Below are 22,993 nucleotides of genomic sequence, written 5' to 3'. Positions count from 1 at the left end.
CAGAGATCCCTTTGCGTTTTTGGAGGATGGGTTTGGAAGACATTTCCGTTATGGACTGGTTTAATCAGAATTCGCCGGACAGACGCGTGGTTCTCAGAAAAGATGGTATTCTTTTTCATCAGGGGGATTCTGCCGATTACCTCTATCTTGTTCGACAGGGATGTATCGTGATGCTGAAAGAAAGTCCCTTCGGTAACCCTTTTATTACAGAGAGACTGGAAGCAGGTGAATTTTTGGGAGGTTTTGCTGTTTTGGGCGAGTTTCCTTATCCCGCCACGGCCCGAGCGGAGAGGCCCGCTATTCTGGAAGCGTTTAGCGGAGAGAAGGTTCGTAACGCCCTGGTTTTGGACCGATCGTTTCGGAGAGGGTTTTTCAGGGAAATTGGAATTCGTATTCAGGAGCTTCAGTCGCGTCTTTTGATTTCCCCCGAACCGGTCAAGATTCGGCTTGCCAGGGTCATCGTATCGTTATGCAAGAAAAATCGCGAGATAGACCCAATTTTGAAAGGCCATGGCCCGGTTGAGCTTCAAGTCACCCGAAAAAGCCTGTCGTTGATGGCAGGAACGAGTGTGGAAAGCACTATTCGCCTGACCAGGCTGTGGGAAAAGGAAGGGATTCTCGATTTATCTGAACGGGGGAGAGTTCTGGTCCTCTCTCCAGATTATTTTATGAAGATGACGTTTGAAACTTGGGAAAACGAAAAGGACTAGGGTATCCTGTCGTTTCACAGAAACAGGTTGGTCTGGATCCCTTAAGTAAGGCAATCAGGAGTGGCACATGCAATTGACGCAATATACCGATTATTCCCTTCGTGTTCTTTTATACCTGTCTGCAAACCCCGGAAGACGCTCAAACATCTCCGAGATCGCCAGAAGTTATGGAATATCGAAAAACCACTTGATGAAAGTCGTCCAGAATCTTGCTGCAAAGGGGCTTGTACACTCCATCAGAGGTCGACAGGGAGGTCTGTATCATAATGAGGCAACAGACAAGATTACGCTTGGCGAAGTTGTCCGAATGTGCGAGCCGGATTTTTATCTTGTCGAATGTCTCGATGGCGTTCCCGGGAAGTGCCCGATCGATTCGGCCTGCTACCTGAAAGGGGTTTTGTCCAATGCGATGAAGAAGTTTATGGAAGAGCTCGACTCTTATACCATCGGGGAAGTGTCGAAGAACCATGTCCAGTTGCAACCACTTTTAAATATCAAGCCCGATGTTCCCAAGCGGTCCACGGCCTTGAAGTCACTTCCAGCCGGTGGATAAGGTCTTCCTGGAGCTGTTGCACCTTACTGGACAAGAACGGTAAGGGTTTGGAGAGCGGACTTGTCGACGTTCTTCCCTTTGGTCTTTTGATTTCCGCCACCCATATCTCCCATATCCTCATCGCTCATATCCATTCCAGCCATATCATTATCCATTTCTTTGTGTGTCATTGGATTGGCCTGAACAAAGGAAATCACATCTTTTCCCTTTGGAAGGTGGTGCAATGTGATCACCTTTTTGGGTGAATTGATCGTGATCATGGTTGCCATTCGTCCATTGACGTAGGCATGGAGGTGTATGGGGTGGTGGTGATCGGGAGAGGGTGATGGCATGAGAACTAGCCGGATGGTATTTCCATGAATCTTGTCGTGGTCATGGTGGTTTAAAATCCTGAGGGAAAGAGGTTCGGGTGATTTTGCCTGAAGGAGTGATGGTCCTGTTAACAAAATAAAAAATGCAGCCAGAAGAGAGAGTCTTTTTTTCATGATCGTCACCGCACACTCCCTTCTGTCTGGGGGTGCGCACTCCTTTCCACGTTGTATTTGCCCGTGTTATTTTTTCCGGATCAAAATGTATTTATGGCCGGATTCTCTCCCACCATGAGCTCTTTTGCTTTTTGAAGCATGGATTCGATGTTGTTTCGGATTTCATCTCTTCTTTCGACGGTTGGTCCCTCGAATCTTAACACGAGTGCGGGTTGGGTGTTACTCGCCCTGACCAGTCCCCAGCCATCGGGGTATTCAACCCTGACTCCATCAATATCCACAAAAGAAGAGCCTGAATCCCTCAACAGAGATTTCAAGGTATCGACCAGCTTGAACTTCAGTGCGTCCGGACAATCCATCCGAAGTTCAGGAGTGTTTGCTGTCTTGGGAATCCCGGACAGAAGCTCGCTTAGTGATTTCTGCTTCTCCACCATGAACTGAAGAATCCGGACACCGGCGTACAAGGCATCGTCAAAGCCAAAGTAGCCATCCTTGAAGAAAATATGTCCGCTCATCTCTCCCGCGAGTGGAGCTCCTTCTTCCTTCATTTTGGCCTTGATCACGGAGTGTCCCGCTTTCCACATGAGCGGCTTTCCTCCCATTCGGGCGATCTCATCATAAAGGACCTTCGATGCCTTGACTTCCGAGATGATCATCGCTCCAGGGTTGCGTTTGAGGACTTGTTCGGAGAAAAGGACCATCAACTGGTCACCGTAGAGAATCTCCCCTTTTCCGGTAACGACCCCGATACGATCGGAATCCCCGTCAAAAGCAATGCCTATATCCGCTTTTTGTTTGATGACCTCCGCTATCAGGGTTTCAAGATTTTCCGGAACGCTTGGATCGGGATGATGGTTGGGGAAGTTTCCGTCGGGCCGTTCAAAAAGGAGCTCTGTCCTGACACCAAGAGCGTTGTACAGATCTCTTGCAACAAGTCCTCCCGTTCCATTTCCGCAGTCGATAACGGCGCGAATAGGTCTTCCCATGAAGGCCGGCAAGGGGGATGTCCTTTCACGGATTTCACTGATATAGCTATTTCTGACAGGTACCGGGCGGATGAGACCTTTCTTTTCGACGGAAGGTGGTGCTGATGGGCGTTCTATTCTCTCCCTGATTTCCATGATGCGAGATCCATGAATCGTCTCCTGGCCGATGGCAAGCTTCAGGCCGTTATCCTGTGGAGGGTTGTGGCTTGCCGTGATCATGACGCCTCCATCAACCGGAAGATGGAAAAGGGAAAAATAGAGAAGCGGGGTCGGGACGATGCCAATGTCGAGGATATGAATTCCCAGTCGGGTAATGGCCTCTGAAAAGCTTTTCAGGATCCTTTCGGAGCTTACCCTGACGTCACGACCGATGGAGATTGTTTTCCCCCCGCACTCAAGGACCATCTGCCCATAGGCCGTTCCGATCGCGTCGATGATTTCGTCTGTCAATTCGGTTTCTGCCACACCTCGGATATCGTATTCCCGGAAGATGCGGGATGGAAGGTTTTTCAGCATGACTCTCCCTGGGGGTTGACCGACTTGATTCGGTTGTAGTCGTCCTGAAAGCGGATGATATCGTCTTCTTCCAGATACTCTCCGTTCTGGACTTCAATGATGACCAGAGGAACCTTGCCGGGGTTGTAAATCCTGTGTCTGGCGGTTTTGGGAATATCAATGCTCTGGTTCACGTGGAGATAGACCTCCTGGTCGTCAAGGGTGACCCGGGCAGTTCCCGAAGTCACAACCCAGTGCTCGGAGCGATGAAGGTGCATCTGGAGTGAAAGCCTGGCATCCGGATTGACCGTGACCCTCTTGATTTTGTAGTGGGGGCCCTGATCAATGATGGTGTAGTGGCCCCAGGGGCGATGTGTGGTCCTGTGCTCTAGTGCCTCGACGCGCTTTTTCCCCTTGAGTTCGGAAACAACTTCCCGGACTTTCTGCAGGTCGTCCTTTGTGGATATGAGGGTGGCATCGTCGGTATCCACGATCACGAGATTTTTAATGCCAATGGTCGCGATGACCCGCTTGTCTCCGAAAATGATGGAATCCTCGCTATCGATCGCGATGACGTTTCCCCTGAGCACATTGCCTTTTTCGTCATGATCAGAAATTTCGTCCAGGGCATTGAAACTGCCGACATCTTTCCAGTCAATTTCGCTGGCCATTGTCCAGACGCAGGTTGAGTGTTCCATGATCCCATAGTCGACGGAGATGTTGGGGGCCTGTGTATAGAAGTCCCTGATCGCCTGCTCTTCGGAGGGTGTTCCGATGGTCACCTCGAGTGCCTCGACGAGGGAATGGAGTTTGGGCTGGTATTTCCGGATCTCTTCGAGAAAAACGGTGGCCCTGAACACAAACATGCCACTGTTCCAGAGGTGGGTTTTATCCTTGAAAAACGCTTCGGCGACAGGCCTGGACGGTTTCTCGACAAACTTGGTGACATGAAAACAAGGGGCCTGCCCGAATTTTCCGGTGTCTACGGGGGATCCTTTTTCGATATACCCGAAGCCTGTTTCCGGGCGTTTGGGAGGAATCCCAAACGTCAGGATGACGTCATTTTGTTCGACAGTCAGGCATGCCTGCTTCATGAGGGCAAGAAACTTTTCTTCAGGGGAAATCAGATGATCGCTTGCCATTACGCACAAGACTCCCTCGGGATCCATCTTTTTTATAAAAGCAGAGGCAAGGGCGAGAGGGGGGAGAGTGTTTTTGGATTGGGGTTCCACAAATATCCGGGGAGAGAGCTGTCCTGAAGAGCCTTTGGGAAGACTTGAGAGTGTCCGCTTGGTTTCGGATTCGTGTTTTGTTCCGACCATGATCCAGACCTGTTCCTGGGGGAACAGGGGAAGGAGGCGGTTGACCGTGCCATGGAGAAGGCTTTTTTCGCCGACGAGGGAGAGGAACTGCTTAGGATAAAGTTCACGGCTTAAAGGCCAAAAGCGTGTTCCCGAGCCGCCCGCCATAATGATGCCATGCCACATGTGTCTGGTCTCCTGAGAATGTTAGTGAGAGGAAAAGAGCTTCCAATTTTTATCATTATGCCATTTGAAGGGCAAGTGGATTATTTTGATTGGACTTTCAATGAGATGCTCGACGGTAGTGGTGGCGTGTCTGTTTTCTGTTTAAAATCCTTTCTTGAAAAGGGGACGGAAGCATGTTCAACAAGGTAATGGCGGCAGATAGTGCAAAGGGAAAGCGAATTTCTTTCCTGGTTCCTTTTTTGGAATGAATCTCCCGGAAAATGATTTCGGCCGCTCTGGATGCACTCATAATGAACGGCATCGGGTAAGGGTTGTCTCTTGTCATCTCCGTCTGGATGAACCCGGGAGAAACAATGGTCAAAAAAACACCCAAAGGCGAGAGATGGAATCTTTCGGAGCCGGCCCATCGGTCAATGGCCGCCTTGGATGCGCAGTATGTTCCCGAGCCCGGCAGAGACAGTTTTGAGGCGAGACTGGATATGACAAGAATATGGCCTTGTCCTCTTTCGACCATGGCAGGGATAAACGGCAGTATGGTATTGATGGTTCCGAAATAATTGGTCTCCATTGCCAAATCATTTGACCCGGGAAAGTCTTGTGATGTCCCCCGGACCCCGGCATTGGCAATCAACAGATCCGGTGCTCCTTGGATGGATATGAAGTCTTTCGCGATCCTTTCGATTTGGGATTTGTCCGTTACATCAGCTTCTGCCCGAAAAACAGCCGCTCCCTTTTCGTCCAGAAGCTTGGAAAGAATGTCGAGCCTCTCCCGTCGTCGACCGATGATTCCGATCGGAAGTCCTTCTTTGACGGCTTCAATGGCCAACGCCCATCCCAGCCCGGATGTTGCTCCTGTGATGAATATCCCTGCCATTCTATCCTCATTTATCGGTTGGAAAATGGTTCTTCAAGAAATTCCCGCAAGAATGCCCTTGGAATCTGTTTGCGGGATCATTTATGTCCGGAAATAATTCCAGACTGGAAAGTCTGTTTTTAACAGAATCCGTGCCAGGATGGAATGTCTGTTTTTGATACAGTCCCGATACATGGTAGAATGGATTGCTTCGTATGGTTCGTCCCTGTGGGCAGTCCACAGATGTGATGGATCGTGACTAACTGTTTCCTGGAGGTCTAGTGTGAGAGAAATCGATATTGATGATCTGGGTTCGGATGGAGGTTCTTCCGACCCCTATAAATGTGGTCTGGTGGCAATGGTTGGATTGCCGAATGCCGGCAAGTCTACACTTGTCAATGCGCTCGTTGGTGAAAAGGTGTCGGCCATCTCCCCGATTCCCCAGACGACCCGCACGCTGATTCGGGGAATCCTGACCGAGCCGAGAGGGCAGATCGTTTTTCTGGACACCCCGGGGATTCATCGGCTTTCCCATGCCTTCAACCATCTCATGATTGACATGTCCAGAGAAGCTCTTCTCGGGGCGCATGTGATCGTATGGGTGATCAGCCTTGACCCGATGCCATCGCGAGATGATATTGCGAGAATGAGGGATCTGCTTCTGCCGATCCTTGATGGTCGTCCCCTCCTGATTGCGGCAACCAAAATGGACAAGACAGGAGGTCATGGGATGATTCCCAAACTCCTTGAGATTGAATCATGGGGACTTCCCGCAGAAATCATTCCTGTGTCCGGCGCTAAAAGCAAGAACCTTGACCGCTTTCTGGACGTTGTGTTCCGCCATCTTCCTGAAGGGGAAAACCTTTTTGATCCTGAACTCTATACGAACCAGACAGTCAGGCAGCTTGTTCGCGAGCTGATTCAGGAAAAGATTTTCTGGAGTCTCAGGGAGGAGGTTCCTCATCAAAGTGCCGTGATGATCGAGGAGTATATCGAACCGGAAGGCCCCAGGGGAATTACGACGATCCGGGGTGTGATCATTGTCGAGAGGGACTCCCAAAAGGCCATCATGATCGGAAGTGGTGGTGAGAGAATCCGGGAGGTGAGTGAAAAGGCACGGCTTGAGATCGAGCGTCTTGTCGGTGGAAAAGTTTTTTTAAGGATGCTTGTCAAGGTTGAACCGGCTTGGCGGGACAACCCCAGAATCCTGAGGGAACTTGGTTATATCGGGGAGTAAATTTTTTTGATCACCTTTTTCCGGGGGATGGAGGGGGTTCTTGGCGTTTGAACGATATGCTCTCATCCTTCGGTCTGTCCGTTATGGCGATGACGACAGGGTCGTGACCTTTTTTTCTCTGGAAGAAGGCCTCCTCACCGGTTTTGCGAGAGGTGCAAACGCAACGGGGAACCGGTTCGGCTCTGCGTTGTCTCCTCTGACCTTTTCTGCCCTATTGGGGAGGCATCATACCCCCGACAGCCTTTTTCGCCTTCATAAAGCCAATGTGATCGATCCATTTTCAGGTATTCGCAATGATTACGACAAACTTCTTTGGGCAGGTTTGCCGGTTCGGGCGATTCTTTCCCTTCTGCCCCCTCATGTTCAGGAACCTGCCCTTTTTGAGCTTTTCCTCCATTATCTGTGTCTTCTGGATAAGGAGCGGGAGCGGCATGCTTTGCTTTGGATTCGCTTTTCCGCAAGGATGCTCAGGGTGTTGGGTTTCGGACCATTGGCTCCTGTCTGTCATGGTTGTGGTTTGGATATTTTGCTTGGAAAAGTGCGGTTTGATCCTGAAAGCGGACGGGTGAGGTGTCGTGACTGCAGCAGGATGGATGGTGAAAAAAGCCGGGAACCTGTCTGTCAGGCAGACATACTGAGAATCCTGGAGAGATTTTCAGGCGAAGACCTGCAAGGTTCAGAACGGGTGGTGCTCTCAGATCATCAGGAGGGACATCTATTGGAACTGGTCGATCAGTTGATTTCCTGGCATGTGCACCATTGGACCTTTTCTCAAACTCTCCCCTTTTTGGGGAAAGCTCCATTATCGGTCAAAATTGGAAGAAATGAACACCTATCGATGTTGTGAAAAGAAGCAGTGGCCCTGAAGGAGAGTTTGGGATCGATCCAAAGGCATTCAGCATGGATTCTGCCCGCTCTTCGATGAAAAACTCTTTTGTTCCGAATCCCAATCCTCCGTCCACAAATGGTTCTGGTGCCGAGTGTCCGACGCCAAAATTGTATTCGAGTGCGCCTCCACCATCGAGAACACCGTAAAAGTCATATTTTTTTCTGACGAAGCGAGCGAAAATATGTTGGACACCAACTGTTACCGGAATAATTGAAACCATTCCCCCTGAAGTTGGGGCATAGGTCATCGGATTCACTCCTCCTGGAGTTGATGTCGGGAAAAAATAGGCACTACCGGTCAGGGTTATATTCCAGTCCGGAGCATATTCCCAAGCAAGCCGGACAGTTCCTCCACCTGCGATGGCGGTCTGGTTGTCGAGAGGACTTTTGACTGCGGCGGTCATGTCCCCCATAAGCTGAAGATCGAATGCAGAGGCGTTCTTTTGAAAATAAAAGAATAATGCAATGACAACCATGATCAAGTTGATTGTTATCAGTCGGAATTGCGTTCTCATGGAATCCTTTTTTGTTAACGTGTGAAAAATGGGTTGAAATGCATTTCGACAACCCTATGGACAATACCCGAGATTTCCTCCAAGTGGAAGAGGGCTCTTGATCTGAGGAAGTTTTTTGAATGGATCTACTTTGTTTTGTGAGTTTTGTGAAAAATGGTAATGGCTTGTACAATGCTATTTTCTGTTTTTCTGGACAATCTGCATATGGGGAGCAATATCGCTATGGATTCTGTTGTTATCAAGGATCGGGGAGAGCATGAGGGGCGCCTGATCCTTAAAAAGGGTGAAGAAAGAAGACTTCTATCCGGCCATTTATGGGTCTTCTCAAACGAGGTCGCAATCTTGGAGAAGCGTTCTCAGGAGATTCCGTTGTTTGTTTCGGTCGAATCTCAGCAGGGAAGGTTTCTGGGCCGGGCGATCTATAATCCACAGACACTGATTGCGGCTCGCCTTCTTGACCCCTTTTGCCAGGAATGGAATGGATTCCCATCTTATCTGGAAAAGACGATTGATCAGGCCATTTCTCTGCGGAATCAACTTTGTCAGGGGACACTGTATCGAGTTGTTCATTCCGAAGGAGACTTCCTGCCGGGGCTGATTGTAGACCGGTATGATGATTTTCTGGTTGTGCAGGTAACCACTCTGGCAATGGAAGCCTACTTGCCGGAAATCCTCGCAGTTCTCCAGAATCGATTCTCTCCGCGAGGAATCAGGGTGGACCGCTCTGTTCATTCAAGATCCATTGAGGGTCTTCCGATCGGGGATGATCTGATCGAAGGAGAGATCCCCCTGGTGCTGTCTGTTCGTATAAGGGATATGGCTGTGAGGTTTCCTTTTAGGGAAGGACAGAAGACAGGTCTTTTTCTGGATCAGCGGCGCAATATCGATTCCATCTCCCATTTTTTTAGACACAGTGATGTTCTTGATGCCTTTTGCCATGTTGGCTCCTGGTCGATGGCGGCCGCCTCCCAGGGAGCGGATCATGTGACCGGTGTGGATACTTCTTTCTCGGCACTCGAATGTTACCGTGAAAATCTGTCCGCCTTTTCGAATGTGAGCAGTACCGTGATCAAACAGGATTTTTTTGAATGGGCTGAAGAGTCCATCAGATCCGGGAAAAAATACGATGCAGTGGTTATGGACCCTCCAGCCTTCATCAAGAGTCGCAAAAAAAAGGAAGAGGGTGTAAGAGGGTATTACGCAGCGAACCAGCTAGCCATAGATCTTGTTCGCCCGGGCGGAATTCTGGTGACGTGTTCCTGTTCGGCCCTTTTGGAAGGAGATGAACTGCTGGGGATTGTACGAAGCCTGTTAAAGAAAAAGAGACGCTCGGGGAAACTTGTTTACAAAGGAGGATCTGGTCCGGATCACCCGATTGTGCCCGCAATGGGAGAGCTGGAATATCTGAAATGTCTGGCATTTGTGATTTCCTAGAAGATGGATGTCATGATTTAAAAAATATTGTTTCATAAGGAATTGATTTAATAGACGTTGACTTCAGTCTTCTTTTTGTCTAGAATAAAGCGATTTGAAACGATTAAACTGACTTAAAAATTGCGAGGATCTTCTCCATTATGGAAACCCCATCATCTCTTTCGTCATCGGTACCATCAGCCTCACCAGAAAATCTCTTGCACTCAAGGAATATCGCGATTATCGCCCATGTTGACCATGGAAAAACGACTCTTGTGGACAAACTTCTCCAGCAAGGGCATGTTTTTCGGGAGAACGAGGTTGTTGAAGAGCGAGTAATGGATTCAAACGCCCTTGAAAAAGAGCGGGGAATCACTATTCTTGCAAAGAACACATCCGTTCACTATGGCGACTATAAGATTAACATTGTCGATACTCCTGGCCATGCGGACTTCTCCGGTGAAGTGGAACGGACAATGACAATGGTGGACGGGGTTCTCCTTGTGGTTGACGCATACGATGGCCCCATGCCACAGACGAGATTCGTGCTGAACAAGGCCCTTTCAATGGGGTTGAAGCCGATTGTAGTCCTGAACAAGATCGACCGCCCGGACGCGAGACCTGTTGAAGCATTGAATGATGTCTTTAGTCTTTTTGTCGAGCTCGGTGCCACCGATGAGCAGATGGACTTTCCGGTAGTCTATGCATCGGCCAAGAAGGGCTATGCGACGATGGATCTTTCCACTCCATCCGAGAATCTGATTCCCCTTTTTGAGACCATCATCAATTTCACACCTCCTCCTGCTGTTGATGTCAACGGACCGTTTCTGATGCAGGTGACCAGCCTTGAGTATGACTCCTATATCGGACAGTGTGCTCTTGGACGCGTCATCCGTGGAAAAGTCACAAATGCTGAAACAATCGGTCGCGTTGTGAATGGTGAAATCATCGAGCGCGGTAAGGTCAAGAAGATCATGTCCTTTGAGGGATTGAAAAAAGTTGAGGTTCCTTCTGCAAGGGCCGGAGATATCATTCTGGTTGCGGCTTTCCCGGATCTGCGGATTGGCGATATCCTCTCTGACTTGACCACAGTTGGTGAGCTCCCCCCCATCGAGATTGGCGAGCCGACCATTTCCATGGAATTTTTGGTGAACAATTCTCCTCTTGCCGGTCAGGAAGGGAAGTTTGTGACCTCCCGAAATCTCAGGGACCGTCTTTTCAAGGAGATCCGGTCGAATGTGGCGCTTCGGGTGGAAGAGACAGACAGCCCCGATTCCTTCAAGGTATCCGGTCGCGGTGAGCTTCACCTTGGGATCCTGATCGAAACCATGAGACGGGAAGGCTACGAGTTCCAGGTCTCCAGGCCAAAAGTTCTTTTCAAGGGCGAAGGAGCATCAAAGCAAGAGCCCTACGAGTATCTCGTCATTGATGTTGCGGAAGAATATGTCGGAACCGTCATGGAAAAGCTCGGCCCACGGAAAGGGGAGATGCTGAACATGGCCCCCCAGAGAGGTGGTCACGTTCGCCTTGAATTCCTGATCCCCGCAAGAGGACTCCTCGGGTACAGAAGTGAGTTCCTTTCCGATACCAGGGGAACTGGCCTTTTGACACATACATTTCATGGCTATGGTGACTTCAAGGGAGAGATTCCCGGCCGGGTTAACGGAGCACTGATTTCCATGGAACAAGGGGAGACCGTAGCCTACGCCATGGTCAATGTTCAGGAACGTGGTGTATTGTTCCTGAATCCCGGAGTGAAGGTTTATGAAGGGATGGTTATTGGTGCGCATTCCCGTCCGACGGATCTTGCTGTGAATCCCTGCAAGAAGAAACACCTCAACAATATTCGGTCTTCGAATGCGGAGGAAGCCATTGTTTTAACGCCACCGCGTCTGATGAGCCTTGAGCAGACACTCGAGTTTCTTGAAGAGGATGAGATTCTGGAAGTTACACCGGAAAATCTCAGAATTCGGAAGAAGCTACTTTCTGAAAACGATCGGAAAAGGGCAGGAAAAAAATGAATGGATCAAATCTGACAAGCCGGGGAGTGTTCTCTGAAGTGGCAAGTTCGTTTTTATCATGGAGCAGACTCGGATCCTGGGGCTTGATTTTATTAACGGGGATTTTATTCATGACTGGAGCTGGAATGGAAAATGCACAGGCATCAGGATCATCATTGGCTCCTGGTGAATATGCCGAATTTGATACGTCGATGGGGAAAATAACCTGTTTGTTGCTGAAGCAGTCTGCTCCCCATGCGGTTGAAAACTTTGTTGGTCTGGCAACCGGGAAAAAAGAGTTTCTTGATCCGCAATCCAGGGAAATGGTCAAGCGCAATTTCTATGATGGTTTGATTTTTCACCGTGTGATCAAGAATTTCATGATTCAGGGTGGAGACCCCCTGGGGAATGGAATGGGTGGTCCAGGTTATCAGTTCAATGATGAAATTGATCCGACTAGGGATTTTACCAAAAAAGGCGTCCTTGCGATGGCGAATGCCGGACCGAATACAAACGGTAGCCAGTTCTTCATTACTGTGGCTCCCGCTCCTTGGTTGGCCGGAAATTATACGATCTTTGGAGAGGTGGTTTCCGGACAAGATGTTGCTGATGCCATTTCTCTTGTTCCGACCGATCGAAGAGATCGCCCGGTAACGCCTGTGGTCATCAACCATGTCCGCATCTTTACCGTCGTTCCCTGATTCACAAAAGTCCTCCCTTCCCTCCGGGTCTGAGATGAGTGATCATATCTTTCCCGGAGCGGATGCTGTGGATGTTCTTTTTTTGGGTACGGGAGCTTCTTCGGGTGTTCCTGTTATCGGTTGTTCCTGTCCTGTCTGCCTTTCTTCCAATAAAAAAAATCACCGGACACGATCTTCCATCATTGTGCATCATTCCGGAAAAAACCTCCTGATCGACACTGCTCCTGACCTCCGGTATCAATCCCTGAAAAATGGAATCGTTGCCATTGACGGAGTCATCTTTACTCATCCTCATGCTGACCATGTTCTGGGATTGGATGAGTTAAGAGTGTTCAATTACATCCAGAAGAGAGAGATCCCTGTCTATGCGGATGCTTACACACTCTCTCGCGTACAGATGATGTTTCCTTATGCTTTTTCCGAGGCAAACAGGGGAGGGCTGTCAAGGCCAAAACTGATTCCTCATGAAATCTCCGGTCCGATCGATATTCTGGGAATGAAGGTCATCTCATTTCCGGTTTATCATGGACCCGTGATGAATCATGCCGTAAGGATCAACGATCTGGTCTACCTGACCGATTGCAAGGGAATACCGGATGAATCATGGGAAGCATTGTATGGAGTTGAAACATTGATTGTCGGTGCGGTGAAGTATGAACCTCATGAATCCCATTTTGGAATTCATGAGGCACTTGAACTGGTCGATCGTTTAAAGCCGCGCAGAGCCTATATTACACATCTCTCCCACTCAATCGAGCATGATGAGTTATCGAAAATGCTGCCACCATCAGTTTTTGCGGCCTACGATGGCCTCAGAATCACTACCGGAGCCTGATGAGGCGACGGGAACATCCAGTCCGGAAAAGGCACTGATCAGTTTTTCTGCCAATGGAACGACATCCCCGACATCTTTTCCATAACCGTCCGCTTTGATTTCTGTTGAAAACTTGGGCGTGACGACCGCTCCACCGACCATGACCTTGTAGGGAAGATTTTTCTCCCGAATGGTTTCAATAGCGGTTTTCATCTGCATCATGGTGGTGGTCATCAATGCACTCAGTGCAATGATTTGCGCCTGATGTTTTTCAGCCGCAGCGAGGATATCGTCAAGGGGAACATTCCGGCCAAGGTCAATGACAGAGAACCCGAAGTTTCTAAGCATCAGGATACAGATGTTTTTTCCGATATCGTGAATGTCTCCCTTGACTGTTGCAAACACCACACAACCCTTGGGTTCGACCGGACCATCCGCTTCCAGATGTGGCTGGAGGACTTCAACGCCTTTTTTCATGGCGTCTGCTCCAGCGATCAGATGCGGTATGAATTTGACTCTTTGACCAAAAAGATCTCCGAGGTGGCGTATTGCTGGGGTCATGATGTCCAGAAAGATTGTAAAAGCCGAAAGACCTTCGTCAAGCCCTTTTTGACAAAGAGCCGCGATCCCATCTCTTTCTCCTTCGAGAATAGCCTGTCGAATCGCTTCAGATGTCGTTTTGGGCGCAGCCTCCTTTGACGCGGGATGGTTACCCTGGGCAGGTGTCCAGGCGGCTGCCTTGTTCAGGTAGATCCGGCAGTCGGGATCGCGCCTTGCGAAGAGCGATGATGCGGCAATGGTCTGATGAAGTACCTGGTCGTACGGGTCACAAATCGCTGCATCTAGACCCGCGCCGATCGCCATGGAGAGAAAATTGTTATGGACAATCTTTCTGGCTGGAAGACCAAAGGAGACGTTGGAAAGGCCCAATATGGTCGGAAGTCGAAGTTCCTTCTTGATAAGGGTAATCGTATCAAGTGTTTGTTTTGCGGCCTCCTGGACTGCACTGACAGTTAATGCGAGTGTGTCAAAGATCAGATCCCGGGGTTTGAGTCCTAGTTCTTCCGCTCTCCGAAGGATCTTTTCAGCATTTTTCATGCGTTCGGCCGCTGTTTCAGGGATATTGTCTCCAGAGACGAGGGCAATAACGGCTGCTCCGTATTTCCGGATCAGGGGCAAAACTTCTTCAAGTCTTTCATCCTCTGCATTAACGGAGTTGACCAGAGCCCTTCCGGGGTAAAGTTTCAGGCCGGATTCAAGGGCAGATGCATACGATGAGTCAATGACCAGTGGTAAAGAGACGACATTCTGAATGGCGGTGATGGCTTTTGCCATCATCTCCGCTTCATTGACGAGCGGTACCCCAACATTGACGTCAAGTGCCCCGGCTCCTGCCTCGGCCTCTTTTCTGGCTTCCGCAACGATCAGGTCGACTTGACCATTTGCGATGGCCTCTGAAAAGATCTTTTTACCGGTGGGGTTGATTTTTTCTCCAACAATGAGAAAGGGAACCCCATCTCCGATCAGGGTCATGCTGGTTCTGGAAGAGATCTTGAGAAGGGAGGGCGTTGGTCTAGAGATGGGAGAGGCTCCCTTGACCGTTTTGGCCAGGATCCTTATGTATTCTGGCGTTGTCCCACAGCAACCGCCAATGATATTGGCACCGGCTTCGACAAATGAGGGAGCAAATTTGGCAACTTCTTCAGCTCCGGTCAGATAGAGTGTTTCTCCGTTCCGGTGTACAGGAAGTCCCGCATTGGGTTCAACGGCGATGAAGGTGTCGGTCGTTTGTCCAAGCCTTGAGACAACGGGAACCATGGCTTCAGGACCAACGGAGCAGTTTAGACCCATGATGTCGACGCCAAAGCCTTCCAGAACACTGGCGGCTGTTTCTGGGTCAGAGCCGGAGTCGGTAATTCCGTCCATATTGAATGTCATGAGGGCCATGAGGGGAATTCGACCATTGGTTGCTTCCCGAACACCGATAAGGGCTGCTCTCATTTCCTGAATGTCAAACATTGTCTCTATGGCGATGAGATCGGCGCCCGCTTCCAGAAGGAGCTTTGCCTGCTCGTAAAAGATCGCTATGGCATCATCAAAAGGAAGATCTCCAAAGGGAGCAATGGTCGTCCCGGATGGTCCGATGTCTCCGGCAACGTAGGCTTTTCCTCTTGAGGCCCTTTGGGCCAGATCGACCGCCTGAAAATTGATCTCCCTGATGCGATCCTGTGCGTTGTACTCAGAAAGCCTGAGTCTTGAGGCTCCAAAGGTATTGGTCAAAATGATGTCTGAGCCGGCATTGACGTATTCGGTGTGGACGGCCTGAATCTCTTGGGGCTTTTCAATGTTCCAGAGATCGGGCGCGTATCCTGCGGGAAGTCCCCGGGATTGGAGGAGAGCTCCCATGGATCCATCCAGGAGCAGAACTTCATATTTCAAGCGTTCAAGCAGGGGCTTCACTGTTCTTCGTTCTCGCTTTCCGGCTCATTGGCCAGTTTTTGTCCCTCAATGATTCTTTCCCATCCAATAACTGCCGAAACGGAAAGTCGGGGTGACATGATGAAGGATTCGTTCAGGGAAATTCCGATTTTATTGGCTTGGGTCAGTTCCATGACCTCAGTCTGGGTGGAAAGTGGCCAATCTCCATAACCAACGCCAAAGCGGAATGTTTTCTTGTATCCGAACCGAATAATTTCTTTTTCAATGGCGTGATCAATGATGATTCCCATGTAATCGGCCATCCATGCGCCCACCCGCTCCAAAAAGTAGGAATAAGCCGGTTCGCTGGAGGCAAGTTCATCGACCCGATTTTCAACCTGGGGGCCGATCGTTGCGACAAGAAGCGTTGCATAGTCGCAGTTTTTAAGCAGTTTAACCATCTTTTCGCCAACAAACAATGTGCTTGTTTCCCGGGCAAGAACTTTTTTATCTTCGATTCCGGTCAGGGAAAGCGTCCTGAAAACTCCCATTCCGTGGATCAGTCGGTATCCTTCATCGATTGCCTTTTTGATTTGGGCTGCCAGTCCCGGCTCATCGAGATCCTTGAGGAAAGACTTTTTGGGTATTCTCATTTCCCGGAGGATCTGGCGTTCCTCAATCTGAAAAGGAATATTGTTGAAAAATACCGGAGCCCCAAGCCTCATGCTTGGCATCTTTTTGCCTCCAAAAAATGAAAACCGGCTCCTCCTGCTGAAAAGACGAACAGAAAGGAGCCGGTCAAGACCAAATTGTGATTCCCTTCACTTCCGAGATCTTGGTTCGATCAGAAATGATATCTTTTATCGTTCAGCGTTTGCCACTTCCATGGTGATCGTTGCAGAAGGGGCTGTCCGGGGATCCAGAAGCGTTGATGCCCCAGCCTCTTTTCTCAATTCTTCGTTGATGTGCATTGAACAGAATTTTGGTCCGCACATCGAACAGAACTCAGCCGTCTTGAAGACTTCATGCGGAAGTGTTTCATCGTGCATGCTTCTGGCCCTGTCAGGATCCAGCGAAAGTTCAAATTGGGTATTCCAGTCGAATGCGTAACGTGCTTTGGAGAGAGAGTCGTCGCGATCCCTGGCCCCCGGACGATGGCGTGCGATATCCGATGCGTGTGCCGCGATCTTGTAGGCAATGATACCGTTTCTGACATCCTCAAGGTCAGGAAGACCCAGATGCTCTTTGGGGGTGACGTAGCAAAGAAGTGCCGCGCCAGCTGTTCCGGCGGCAGTCGCTCCGATGGCGGAGGTAATATGGTCGTACCCTGGTGCAATATCGGTTACAAGAGGTCCAAGCACATAAAACGGTGCTTCATGACAAAGTACCTGCTGCTTTTCCACGTTCATTGCGATCTGGTCAAAAGGAACATGTCCCGGCCCTTCGATCATGACCTGAACATCTGCTTCCCATGCACGCTTGGTCAATTCTCCAAGAACCTTGAGTTCGGCAAACTGGGCTTCATCCGATGCATCGGCCAGACAGCCAGGTCTCAGGCCATCGCCAAGAGACAGGGATACGTCATACTTGCGGCAAATTTCGAGGAGTTCATCAAAATGGGTATAGAGAGGGTTTTCTCTTTTATGATGGTTCATCCATTGGGCCATCAAAGCTCCACCCCGGCTGACAATCCCGGTGATCCTTTTGGTGGTCAGGGGAATGAACTCCCGGAGGATCCCGCAATGGACTGTCATGTAGTCCACTCCCTGTTCTGCCTGGGAGCGAATCACATCCAAGAGGTCTTCGGGCGACAGGTCAAGAGGGTCTCCAACGTTCTGGATGGCTTCGTATATCGGCACTGTTCCGATAGGAATGGGGGATCTACGGATGATTGCCTCGCGGATCTCCGGAATCTTGGGGCCGGTAGAAAGGTCCATGGCGGTGTCCGCGCCGTATTTGATACAGACTTTCAGCTTGTCGAGTTCATTTTGTATGTCGGGAACAACTGCGGAGTTTCCAATGTTCGCATTGATCTTGCATGAAGCTGCGATGCCAACTGCCATCGGTACAAGTTCCGGATGTTTTATATTGGCGGGGATGATCATTCTTCCTCTGGCCACTTCAGATCGTATCAGTTCCGGGGCAAGCTTTTCGACTTCTGCAACGTAGGCCATCTCTTCTGTGATAACCCCTTTGCGAGCATAATGCATCTGGGTTACGACCCCCGAGCGATTTTTTATCCAATCGTGTCTCATGTTTCTCTGCCTCCCGTTTCCGACTATTTAAAGGTTACGTATAGAAACAGCCTGCCAAGAAAAGCTTCATGCTGTTTTTCTTGCGTTTCATTCTTTTGAGGGACAGTTCAGATTTAAACATGCGACCGTTCCGGTGTCAATGAAATCAGGCATCTCTGGAAAGAAATGGGTGAAAATGATGGCTGCAAGTGGTGTCTATCCAGCGCTTAGAGGTTCGGGAATGGATTGTACATGGGTGTTGGAGATCATGTCGATCTTGGTGCCGTTCCAATACAGGACGATTTCTTCGGGGGGACCATTTGAGGCTATTTTCCCCTCCAGTTTGTGGAGTATGGGGAGCATGAGGTTTTGTGTCATGGTTCTGGCTTTTGAAAAATCCGGATGCTTTTGTTCCACCAGAGTGAATATGCCGTCTACAAGCCCCATATCGGTCGAAATCGTAATGTTTCCTGATTTCCCTTCAAGGAAGGATCTCAGAATACGATTGATCTCATACTCAATGGCGTTTCTGAGATCCTTTTCGGAATAGGGGACAAAGGGAACGATTCTGTCTACCAGAGAGAGAAACGGTGTCTGGAAAACCGGGAGATATGCAAGACGCCTGTCATTCTTTTGGACAATCCTTGCCAGTTCACTTGCTCTGTCTTCCACATCAAGAGCCGCAATTTCCTGAGGGGAAAAGAGTGTTGTCGACATGACAATCGTCATGTTTGCCAGTGAAAGTTCCTGTTTTTGCCAGTGCAGGGCACCGGTCCTGAGCAGATCTTCCACGGACGACCAGACCGATGGATGGGCTCGTTCAATATTGTCGAGGTAGAGCAACTGGTCGGGATTTTCTTTCAGAATGTCCCACAAACCCTCCGGTACATTGACGGGGGATCGCTCAAGCACAGGTTTGCGAATGAACTGTTCTGAGTAATAGAGCTCTTCGTAAAGACTCATGTCCCGATAAATCAAGCTTTTTGGTTTTTTGTAGAGAAATTCAGAGATGGCTTGGGCCATCGTTTTCTTTCCCGTCTGATTGGGTCCAATAAAGAAGAAGCTTCCAAGCAGTTTTGAACCACCTGTGCGGATCTTCAACTTGGAGCTGTCGAGGACGGAGAGAATCTCTTCCTGGACTTCATCTCTTCCAAAATAGCCAGGGATCAATGTTGTCGGAAGCTCGGGAAGATTAAGCTGAATGTTGGGATGTTTCTGGAGTGGCTCGAGCGGCTCCTTCATCTCTTGCGGATGGTTTTCTGTTGGTATAATGGGTTCTTTTAGAAACTGGCTGAGATCGACTTGTTCCAACGGAACTCCATCGAGGATCTGTGCCAGGGCATGTTCTTCGATTTGCCCGATGAGTTCCCTTTGCAGTTCATTGATATCGATCACCTTTGTCAGCTTTCTGAGAATCATTGGGTCGATACTGGAGATTTGCGGATTGCTTCCGACAAACCAGTATTGTTTGTCCTGAAGGACCTGGGTCAGCTCAATGACTTTCTGATTGTAAATTTCACCATGGTACCCAAAGTTTGAGAGCTGCACCCGGGGGAATAGCAGCTCGATAGGATCAATGTAGAGGATAGCCGGGCGTTTTTTCCTGGACTGGATGATGAAGTTTCTCATCGCAGCAAGACTGTTCCTGGAAAGCTCCTTCTGGAGAAGGGCATTGAAACTGAAAAGCTCCCTTTCTGCCAGAAGCTGAATGATCTGCATTCTGAGAATAGGGTCCGGCCCAACGATGATGATCGGCTCCCTTGACCTTCTTTTGTTCTGGAGTGCCACCTCAACGGCTTTTTCAATCAGCGTCAACCGGATCTTTTCCGGGGTCAGCAATGCACGAATGGCTTCCATCGGTCCAATTGTCGGGTCCTTGATACCCTGCTTCTTTTTGCGGATCGACACATCGAGATCGAGTTGCCTAAGTGCCCGTTTCAGTTCTCGTGCAGTATTGAGAGCGTTTTGGACGACCTCCTCGATGACTTCAATGCTGAAGCCGTCCATCATTTCTCCAAGCTTTTTGAGATCGTACCCGTTCACCATTTCTTCTGATATTAACGAGATATCTCCAGCCAGTGCCTCTTTTTTCTTGGCCTCAATTTGTAAAATCCTTTTTAAAAGACTTGATCTGCTTGATGGGTCAGGTAAAGGCACTTCTATAACCCAATGCATCAGAGGAGATGTTTTAAAATCATCCGGTATCCCTGTAAGGGATGGAACTGTTGCGACGACCAATGTATTTTTCAAGCGAAGAAGTTCTTCGAGGAGATCCCTGATCGCATCGAAGGGTGGGGGAAGAGCTCCGTCAGCTGTCCCGAGTATTTCGTCATAGTCTGTTATATGGAGAACGGCTGGTTGCAGTGGCTTGATCTTTCTGAAGAATCTTTGTAACTGTTCTTTGAGGATATGCTTTTCGAGGAGGTTGAACCCTGATAGTTTGAGTTCTAAAAAAGCTCTGCCTGATTCTCCTGCAAATGACCGGACAATGGTGTTTCTGCCAGCCGGAGTTCCCCCCCATAGAAGAATACCGTTGTGTTCTGCGCTGAATAGACCCTGATGGTTGATAAAGTCAGAATAGGCTTTCATCATGGAGAGCTTGAATTCCTGATTCCCTTGAAATGTCGTGAAATTTTCTTCAGGAACAAGTTTTTTATTATTCCCGCCCTGTACGATCGTTATTCCTCCCAGGAGAATTCCTGTGAGAATGGCGAAGGTCAAGGCAGAAATGCACCATCCGGTTCCGACACCAAATGAGGCAATTGAGGCAACCGTTGCGTAGGGCTTCAGAACGGCACCCATCACAAGGAAAAATACACCGGTAAAAATGGAGGTTGTCCAGAATGCAAAGGCTCCAGGAGGAAGATGCAGGATGTTTTGCTGGGTTCCGACTTCTCCTCCGGGAAGCTGTTGGGGGATTGTTGAGGGAATCATCAGGAAAAACAGGCAGGAAATGAAAATTGTTCCGCTTGTTATCCAGAGTCCCCATGCGAGGGTTGACTGAGAACTTGAAAAATGAATCCCTATCATGGTCATGATTGAGGCAATGATTCCCCATTCCAGAAAAAATGAGATGGGCGGAGGGGGAGTGTCTCCGGGTCTTTTCTTTTTCGAACGAACGGGCAAAGGCTTTGCGTAGTTTGTGCTGGTGATCATGATCGCTGTGATAAAGGTCAGTATGACGAGTCCTAGCGCAAGAGTCGCAAGAAGCGGGTAGTCGTCAAAAAGAGGGTCAACGTATTTTCTCAGGATGGTGCCAAGACTGACAATGAGCAGTCCTGACCCGACAAGAAGAAGTTTTGTAAACATGTTCAGTCTTTCCCCATATCAAGGATCGCTTGGGCCACCTTTTGGGAGACTCCGGCAACGCGCATGATCTCTTCGACGGGAGCGGCCATGATCGCGTTGAACGAGCGGAACTCTTTCAGCAACTTTTTTTCACGCTCGGGTCCGATTCCGGGAATTTTGAGAAGTCTTGACTCTCTCAGGATGTTTTCCCTGAGGGATCGATGGTAGGTAATGGCAAATCGATGGGCCTCGTCTCTCATGTGGACCAGAATATGGGTTGCTTTACTGTGTGGAGGGAGAATGACCGGGTTTTCCATTCCCGGGATGAAAATGCGTTCAAGCTTTCCTGTTCTGAAGCGTTCTTTTGCAATGGAGACAACGCCCCGGGAGACAGGAAGAACCGACATTTCCTGGAGCCTTTCAACACAGGCACCAAGCTGTCCCGGTCCACCATCGATGACCAAGAGATCCGGAAGCGGGTTTTCCTTGAATTGGCGTTCCATCACATGTGCGAGCATTTTGAAGTCATCCTGTCCTTTTTCAAGCTGGATCCTGAATTTCCTATAGCCGGACCTTTCTGGTTTGCCATCCCGGAAAGTAACGTACGATGCGACGGGAAAAGCATCCCCTATATTGGATATGTCAACACAAGCCATCAGGGATGGAGGAGCTTCGAGCCCCAGAATTTCTGCAAGTTCAATAAGTGCTTCCTTGAAAGCCCCTTTTTGTTTTTTCTGTTCAATAAGTGCTTCCTGACCATTTTTGATGGAAAGATCCAGAAGGATTTTTCTGTCTCCACGAAGTGGATGGTGGATTCTTACTTTCCCACCTTTCTTTTCGGTGAGCCAGCTGAGACTCATGAGCTCTTCTTCAGACAGGGGACTTCCAATGAGAATCTCGTCCGGTATGGTCGAGAGGTCCTTGCCATAATATTGATCGAAAAAAGCTCCAAGAAGTTCAGAATCGGTGGCTTCTTCACCATTTTTTAAATCAATCTCCCGTTTTCCACTCACCGATCCTCCCCGAAGCTGAAGAACCTCTATGAGAACAAAAGGGACGTCCCGAACGATTGCCACGACATCCACAGAATGTTGAATGTCGAAGGAAATGCCTTGTTTTTCCTGAATCATTGAAACGTTTAGGAATCTGTCCCGTATTTTTGCAGCCTCTTCAAATCGCAGATCTTTTGCAAGTGTTGTCATTTCCTGATGAAGGGCCCTGAGCAGGTCATCATTTTTTCCCTCGAGAAATAGCCGGACCTCATTGGCGACTTTCCGGTAGTCCGGAATGGAAACAAGGCCGGCGCATGGTCCGAGACATCTCTGTATCTGGTACTCGACACAAGGTCTTTCGGTCGATCCGTCCAGCGGGATTTCGCAGGAAGCCAGGGGAAATGTTCGGGTTACGAGCCTTAATGTATCCTTGAGAGCTCCAGGGGAAACAAATGGACCAAAGTAAAGTGCGCCATCATTCTGGATTTTTCTGACGACAGAAAGTCTTGGGAAGGATTCTTGCCATGTAAACCTTAAGAGAGGATAGGTTTTATCATCCCTCAGCAAGACATTGTATTTTGGGCGGTATTTTTTGATGAGGCTGTTTTCGAGAATGAGTGCATCGACTTCGGTTTGCGTTACGATGGTATCAATATTCCGGATTTTCGTGACCATCATGGCGATCCGGTTCCCACGACCGGTTCGGGTGGTAAAGTAGGATCTTATTCGGTCTCTAAGGTTCCGTGATTTTCCTACGTAAAGGACATGCCCATCGGCGTCTTTCATGATATAGACGCCTGGTTCGCATGGAGCCATCCGGATTCTTTCCAGAATCTCGGGAGAAAAAACATTTTCCGTCCCGGTGTTTATGATCTCAGCCATTTCATCCATCCATGTTGGATTGTTCCTGCCTGCTCCTAGCAC

18 protein-coding genes are annotated in these 22,993 nt (G+C 49.2%); 8 read left to right on the top strand and 10 right to left on the bottom strand.

Features of this window, described 5'->3' with window-relative positions:
* Positions 1-32 precede the first annotated feature (32 nt).
* On the top strand, positions 33-710 hold the full coding sequence (locus LFE_RS08520; RefSeq protein WP_014449818.1) for a Crp/Fnr family transcriptional regulator: 678 nt from the start codon (positions 33-35) through the stop codon (positions 708-710).
* 67 nt (positions 711-777) lie between these two features.
* Positions 778-1,263 (top strand): RrF2 family transcriptional regulator, encoded by a 486-nt coding sequence (locus tag LFE_RS08515; RefSeq protein ID WP_014449817.1) that lies wholly within the window; start codon positions 778-780, stop codon positions 1,261-1,263.
* Between the two features lie 23 nt (positions 1,264-1,286).
* On the opposite strand, the gene LFE_RS08510 is transcribed toward LFE_RS08515, so the two are convergent.
* The 4 genes from LFE_RS08510 to LFE_RS08495 all read right to left on the bottom strand — a co-directional run bounded on the left by LFE_RS08510 (position 1,287) and on the right by LFE_RS08495 (position 5,590).
* Entirely contained in the window at positions 1,287-1,757 is a 471-nt protein-coding gene (locus LFE_RS08510) for a hypothetical protein (protein ID WP_014449816.1), read from the bottom strand.
* Between the two features lie 71 nt (positions 1,758-1,828).
* Positions 1,829-3,250: a phosphomannomutase/phosphoglucomutase gene (locus LFE_RS08505; RefSeq protein WP_014449815.1), complete on the bottom strand. Its 1,422-nt coding sequence runs from the start codon at positions 3,248-3,250 to the stop codon at positions 1,829-1,831.
* Positions 3,244-4,716, bottom strand: coding sequence for a mannose-1-phosphate guanylyltransferase/mannose-6-phosphate isomerase (locus LFE_RS08500; protein ID WP_014449814.1), 1,473 nt, complete (start codon positions 4,714-4,716; stop codon positions 3,244-3,246). The genes LFE_RS08505 and LFE_RS08500 overlap by 7 nt, the downstream gene beginning before the upstream one ends.
* A 97-nt stretch (positions 4,717-4,813) precedes the next feature.
* Positions 4,814-5,590: an SDR family NAD(P)-dependent oxidoreductase gene (locus tag LFE_RS08495; protein WP_014449813.1), complete on the bottom strand. Its 777-nt coding sequence runs from the start codon at positions 5,588-5,590 to the stop codon at positions 4,814-4,816.
* 262 nt (positions 5,591-5,852) lie between these two features.
* Between LFE_RS08495 and era the strand changes: the two genes are divergently transcribed.
* On the top strand, positions 5,853-6,806 hold the full coding sequence (gene era / locus LFE_RS08490) for a GTPase Era (RefSeq protein WP_014449812.1): 954 nt from the start codon (positions 5,853-5,855) through the stop codon (positions 6,804-6,806).
* A 40-nt stretch (positions 6,807-6,846) separates the two neighbouring features.
* On the top strand, positions 6,847-7,653 hold the full coding sequence (gene recO / locus LFE_RS13180; protein ID WP_014449811.1) for a DNA repair protein RecO: 807 nt from the start codon (positions 6,847-6,849) through the stop codon (positions 7,651-7,653).
* Here the strand turns inward: recO and LFE_RS08480 are convergent.
* Positions 7,616-8,209 (bottom strand): hypothetical protein, encoded by a 594-nt coding sequence (locus LFE_RS08480; RefSeq protein WP_014449810.1) that lies wholly within the window; start codon positions 8,207-8,209, stop codon positions 7,616-7,618. The two genes, recO and LFE_RS08480, sit on opposite strands and share 38 nt — an antisense overlap.
* A gap of 159 nt (positions 8,210-8,368) precedes the next feature.
* Here LFE_RS08480 and LFE_RS08475 point away from each other — a divergent pair, with 159 nt between their 5' ends.
* The 4 genes from LFE_RS08475 (at position 8,369) to LFE_RS08460 (ending at position 13,158) form a co-directional block, all read left to right on the top strand.
* Complete coding sequence (locus tag LFE_RS08475) at positions 8,369-9,643, top strand: class I SAM-dependent rRNA methyltransferase (protein ID WP_158310261.1); 1,275 nt, start codon at positions 8,369-8,371, stop codon at positions 9,641-9,643.
* Positions 9,644-9,840: 197 nt separating this feature from the next.
* Entirely contained in the window at positions 9,841-11,643 is a 1,803-nt protein-coding gene (gene typA / locus LFE_RS08470; protein WP_014449808.1) for a translational GTPase TypA, read from the top strand.
* A 125-nt stretch (positions 11,644-11,768) separates the two neighbouring features.
* Complete coding sequence (locus LFE_RS08465; protein ID WP_014449807.1) at positions 11,769-12,323, top strand: peptidylprolyl isomerase; 555 nt, start codon at positions 11,769-11,771, stop codon at positions 12,321-12,323.
* 34 nt (positions 12,324-12,357) lie between these two features.
* Positions 12,358-13,158 (top strand): MBL fold metallo-hydrolase, encoded by an 801-nt coding sequence (locus LFE_RS08460; protein ID WP_014449806.1) that lies wholly within the window; start codon positions 12,358-12,360, stop codon positions 13,156-13,158.
* Here LFE_RS08460 and LFE_RS08455 read toward each other — a convergent pair.
* From LFE_RS08455 to uvrC, 5 genes are all read right to left on the bottom strand, one after another.
* Positions 13,111-15,597, bottom strand: coding sequence for a homocysteine S-methyltransferase family protein (locus tag LFE_RS08455; protein ID WP_014449805.1), 2,487 nt, complete (start codon positions 15,595-15,597; stop codon positions 13,111-13,113). The genes LFE_RS08460 and LFE_RS08455 overlap by 48 nt on opposite strands.
* Complete coding sequence (locus LFE_RS08450; protein WP_014449804.1) at positions 15,594-16,289, bottom strand: vitamin B12 dependent-methionine synthase activation domain-containing protein; 696 nt, start codon at positions 16,287-16,289, stop codon at positions 15,594-15,596. Before LFE_RS08450 ends, LFE_RS08455 begins: the two co-directional genes overlap by 4 nt.
* A 126-nt stretch (positions 16,290-16,415) precedes the next feature.
* Positions 16,416-17,810, bottom strand: coding sequence for a phosphomethylpyrimidine synthase ThiC (thiC, locus tag LFE_RS08445; RefSeq protein WP_014449803.1), 1,395 nt, complete (start codon positions 17,808-17,810; stop codon positions 16,416-16,418).
* Positions 17,811-18,005: 195 nt separating this feature from the next.
* The gene (locus LFE_RS08440; RefSeq protein ID WP_014449802.1) at positions 18,006-21,098 is read right to left on the bottom strand and encodes an AAA family ATPase; all 3,093 of its coding nucleotides are present in this window, start codon (positions 21,096-21,098) and stop codon (positions 18,006-18,008) included.
* A gap of 2 nt (positions 21,099-21,100) precedes the next feature.
* Positions 21,101-22,951, bottom strand: coding sequence for an excinuclease ABC subunit UvrC (uvrC, locus tag LFE_RS08435; RefSeq protein WP_014449801.1), 1,851 nt, complete (start codon positions 22,949-22,951; stop codon positions 21,101-21,103).
* Positions 22,952-22,993: the final 42 nt, after the last annotated feature.

Origin of the sequence: Leptospirillum ferrooxidans C2-3 (assembly GCF_000284315.1) — a bacterium.
Classification (GTDB): domain Bacteria; phylum Nitrospirota; class Leptospirillia; order Leptospirillales; family Leptospirillaceae; genus Leptospirillum; species Leptospirillum ferrooxidans.
This window is presented reverse-complemented; position numbering and strand designations above follow the sequence as displayed.

What these genes read in the sequence shown, in the direction of transcription:
- uvrC (WP_014449801.1), bottom strand. Translation starts at nt 22,951, where the DNA reads ATGGCTGAGATCATAAACACCGGGACGGAAAATGTTTTTTCTCCCGAG.
- LFE_RS08450 (WP_014449804.1), bottom strand. Translation starts at nt 16,289, where the DNA reads ATGCCAAGCATGAGGCTTGGGGCTCCGGTATTTTTCAACAATATTCCT.
- LFE_RS08500 (WP_014449814.1), bottom strand. Translation starts at nt 4,716, where the DNA reads ATGTGGCATGGCATCATTATGGCGGGCGGCTCGGGAACACGCTTTTGG.
- LFE_RS08460 (WP_014449806.1), top strand. Translation starts at nt 12,358, where the DNA reads ATGAGTGATCATATCTTTCCCGGAGCGGATGCTGTGGATGTTCTTTTT.
- LFE_RS08465 (WP_014449807.1), top strand. Translation starts at nt 11,769, where the DNA reads ATGGAAAATGCACAGGCATCAGGATCATCATTGGCTCCTGGTGAATAT.
- LFE_RS08515 (WP_014449817.1), top strand. Translation starts at nt 778, where the DNA reads ATGCAATTGACGCAATATACCGATTATTCCCTTCGTGTTCTTTTATAC.
- LFE_RS08480 (WP_014449810.1), bottom strand. Translation starts at nt 8,209, where the DNA reads ATGAGAACGCAATTCCGACTGATAACAATCAACTTGATCATGGTTGTC.
- LFE_RS08440 (WP_014449802.1), bottom strand. Translation starts at nt 21,098, where the DNA reads ATGTTTACAAAACTTCTTCTTGTCGGGTCAGGACTGCTCATTGTCAGT.
- LFE_RS08495 (WP_014449813.1), bottom strand. Translation starts at nt 5,590, where the DNA reads ATGGCAGGGATATTCATCACAGGAGCAACATCCGGGCTGGGATGGGCG.
- thiC (WP_014449803.1), bottom strand. Translation starts at nt 17,810, where the DNA reads ATGAGACACGATTGGATAAAAAATCGCTCGGGGGTCGTAACCCAGATG.
- LFE_RS08475 (WP_158310261.1), top strand. Translation starts at nt 8,369, where the DNA reads ATGGCTTGTACAATGCTATTTTCTGTTTTTCTGGACAATCTGCATATG.
- LFE_RS08505 (WP_014449815.1), bottom strand. Translation starts at nt 3,250, where the DNA reads ATGCTGAAAAACCTTCCATCCCGCATCTTCCGGGAATACGATATCCGA.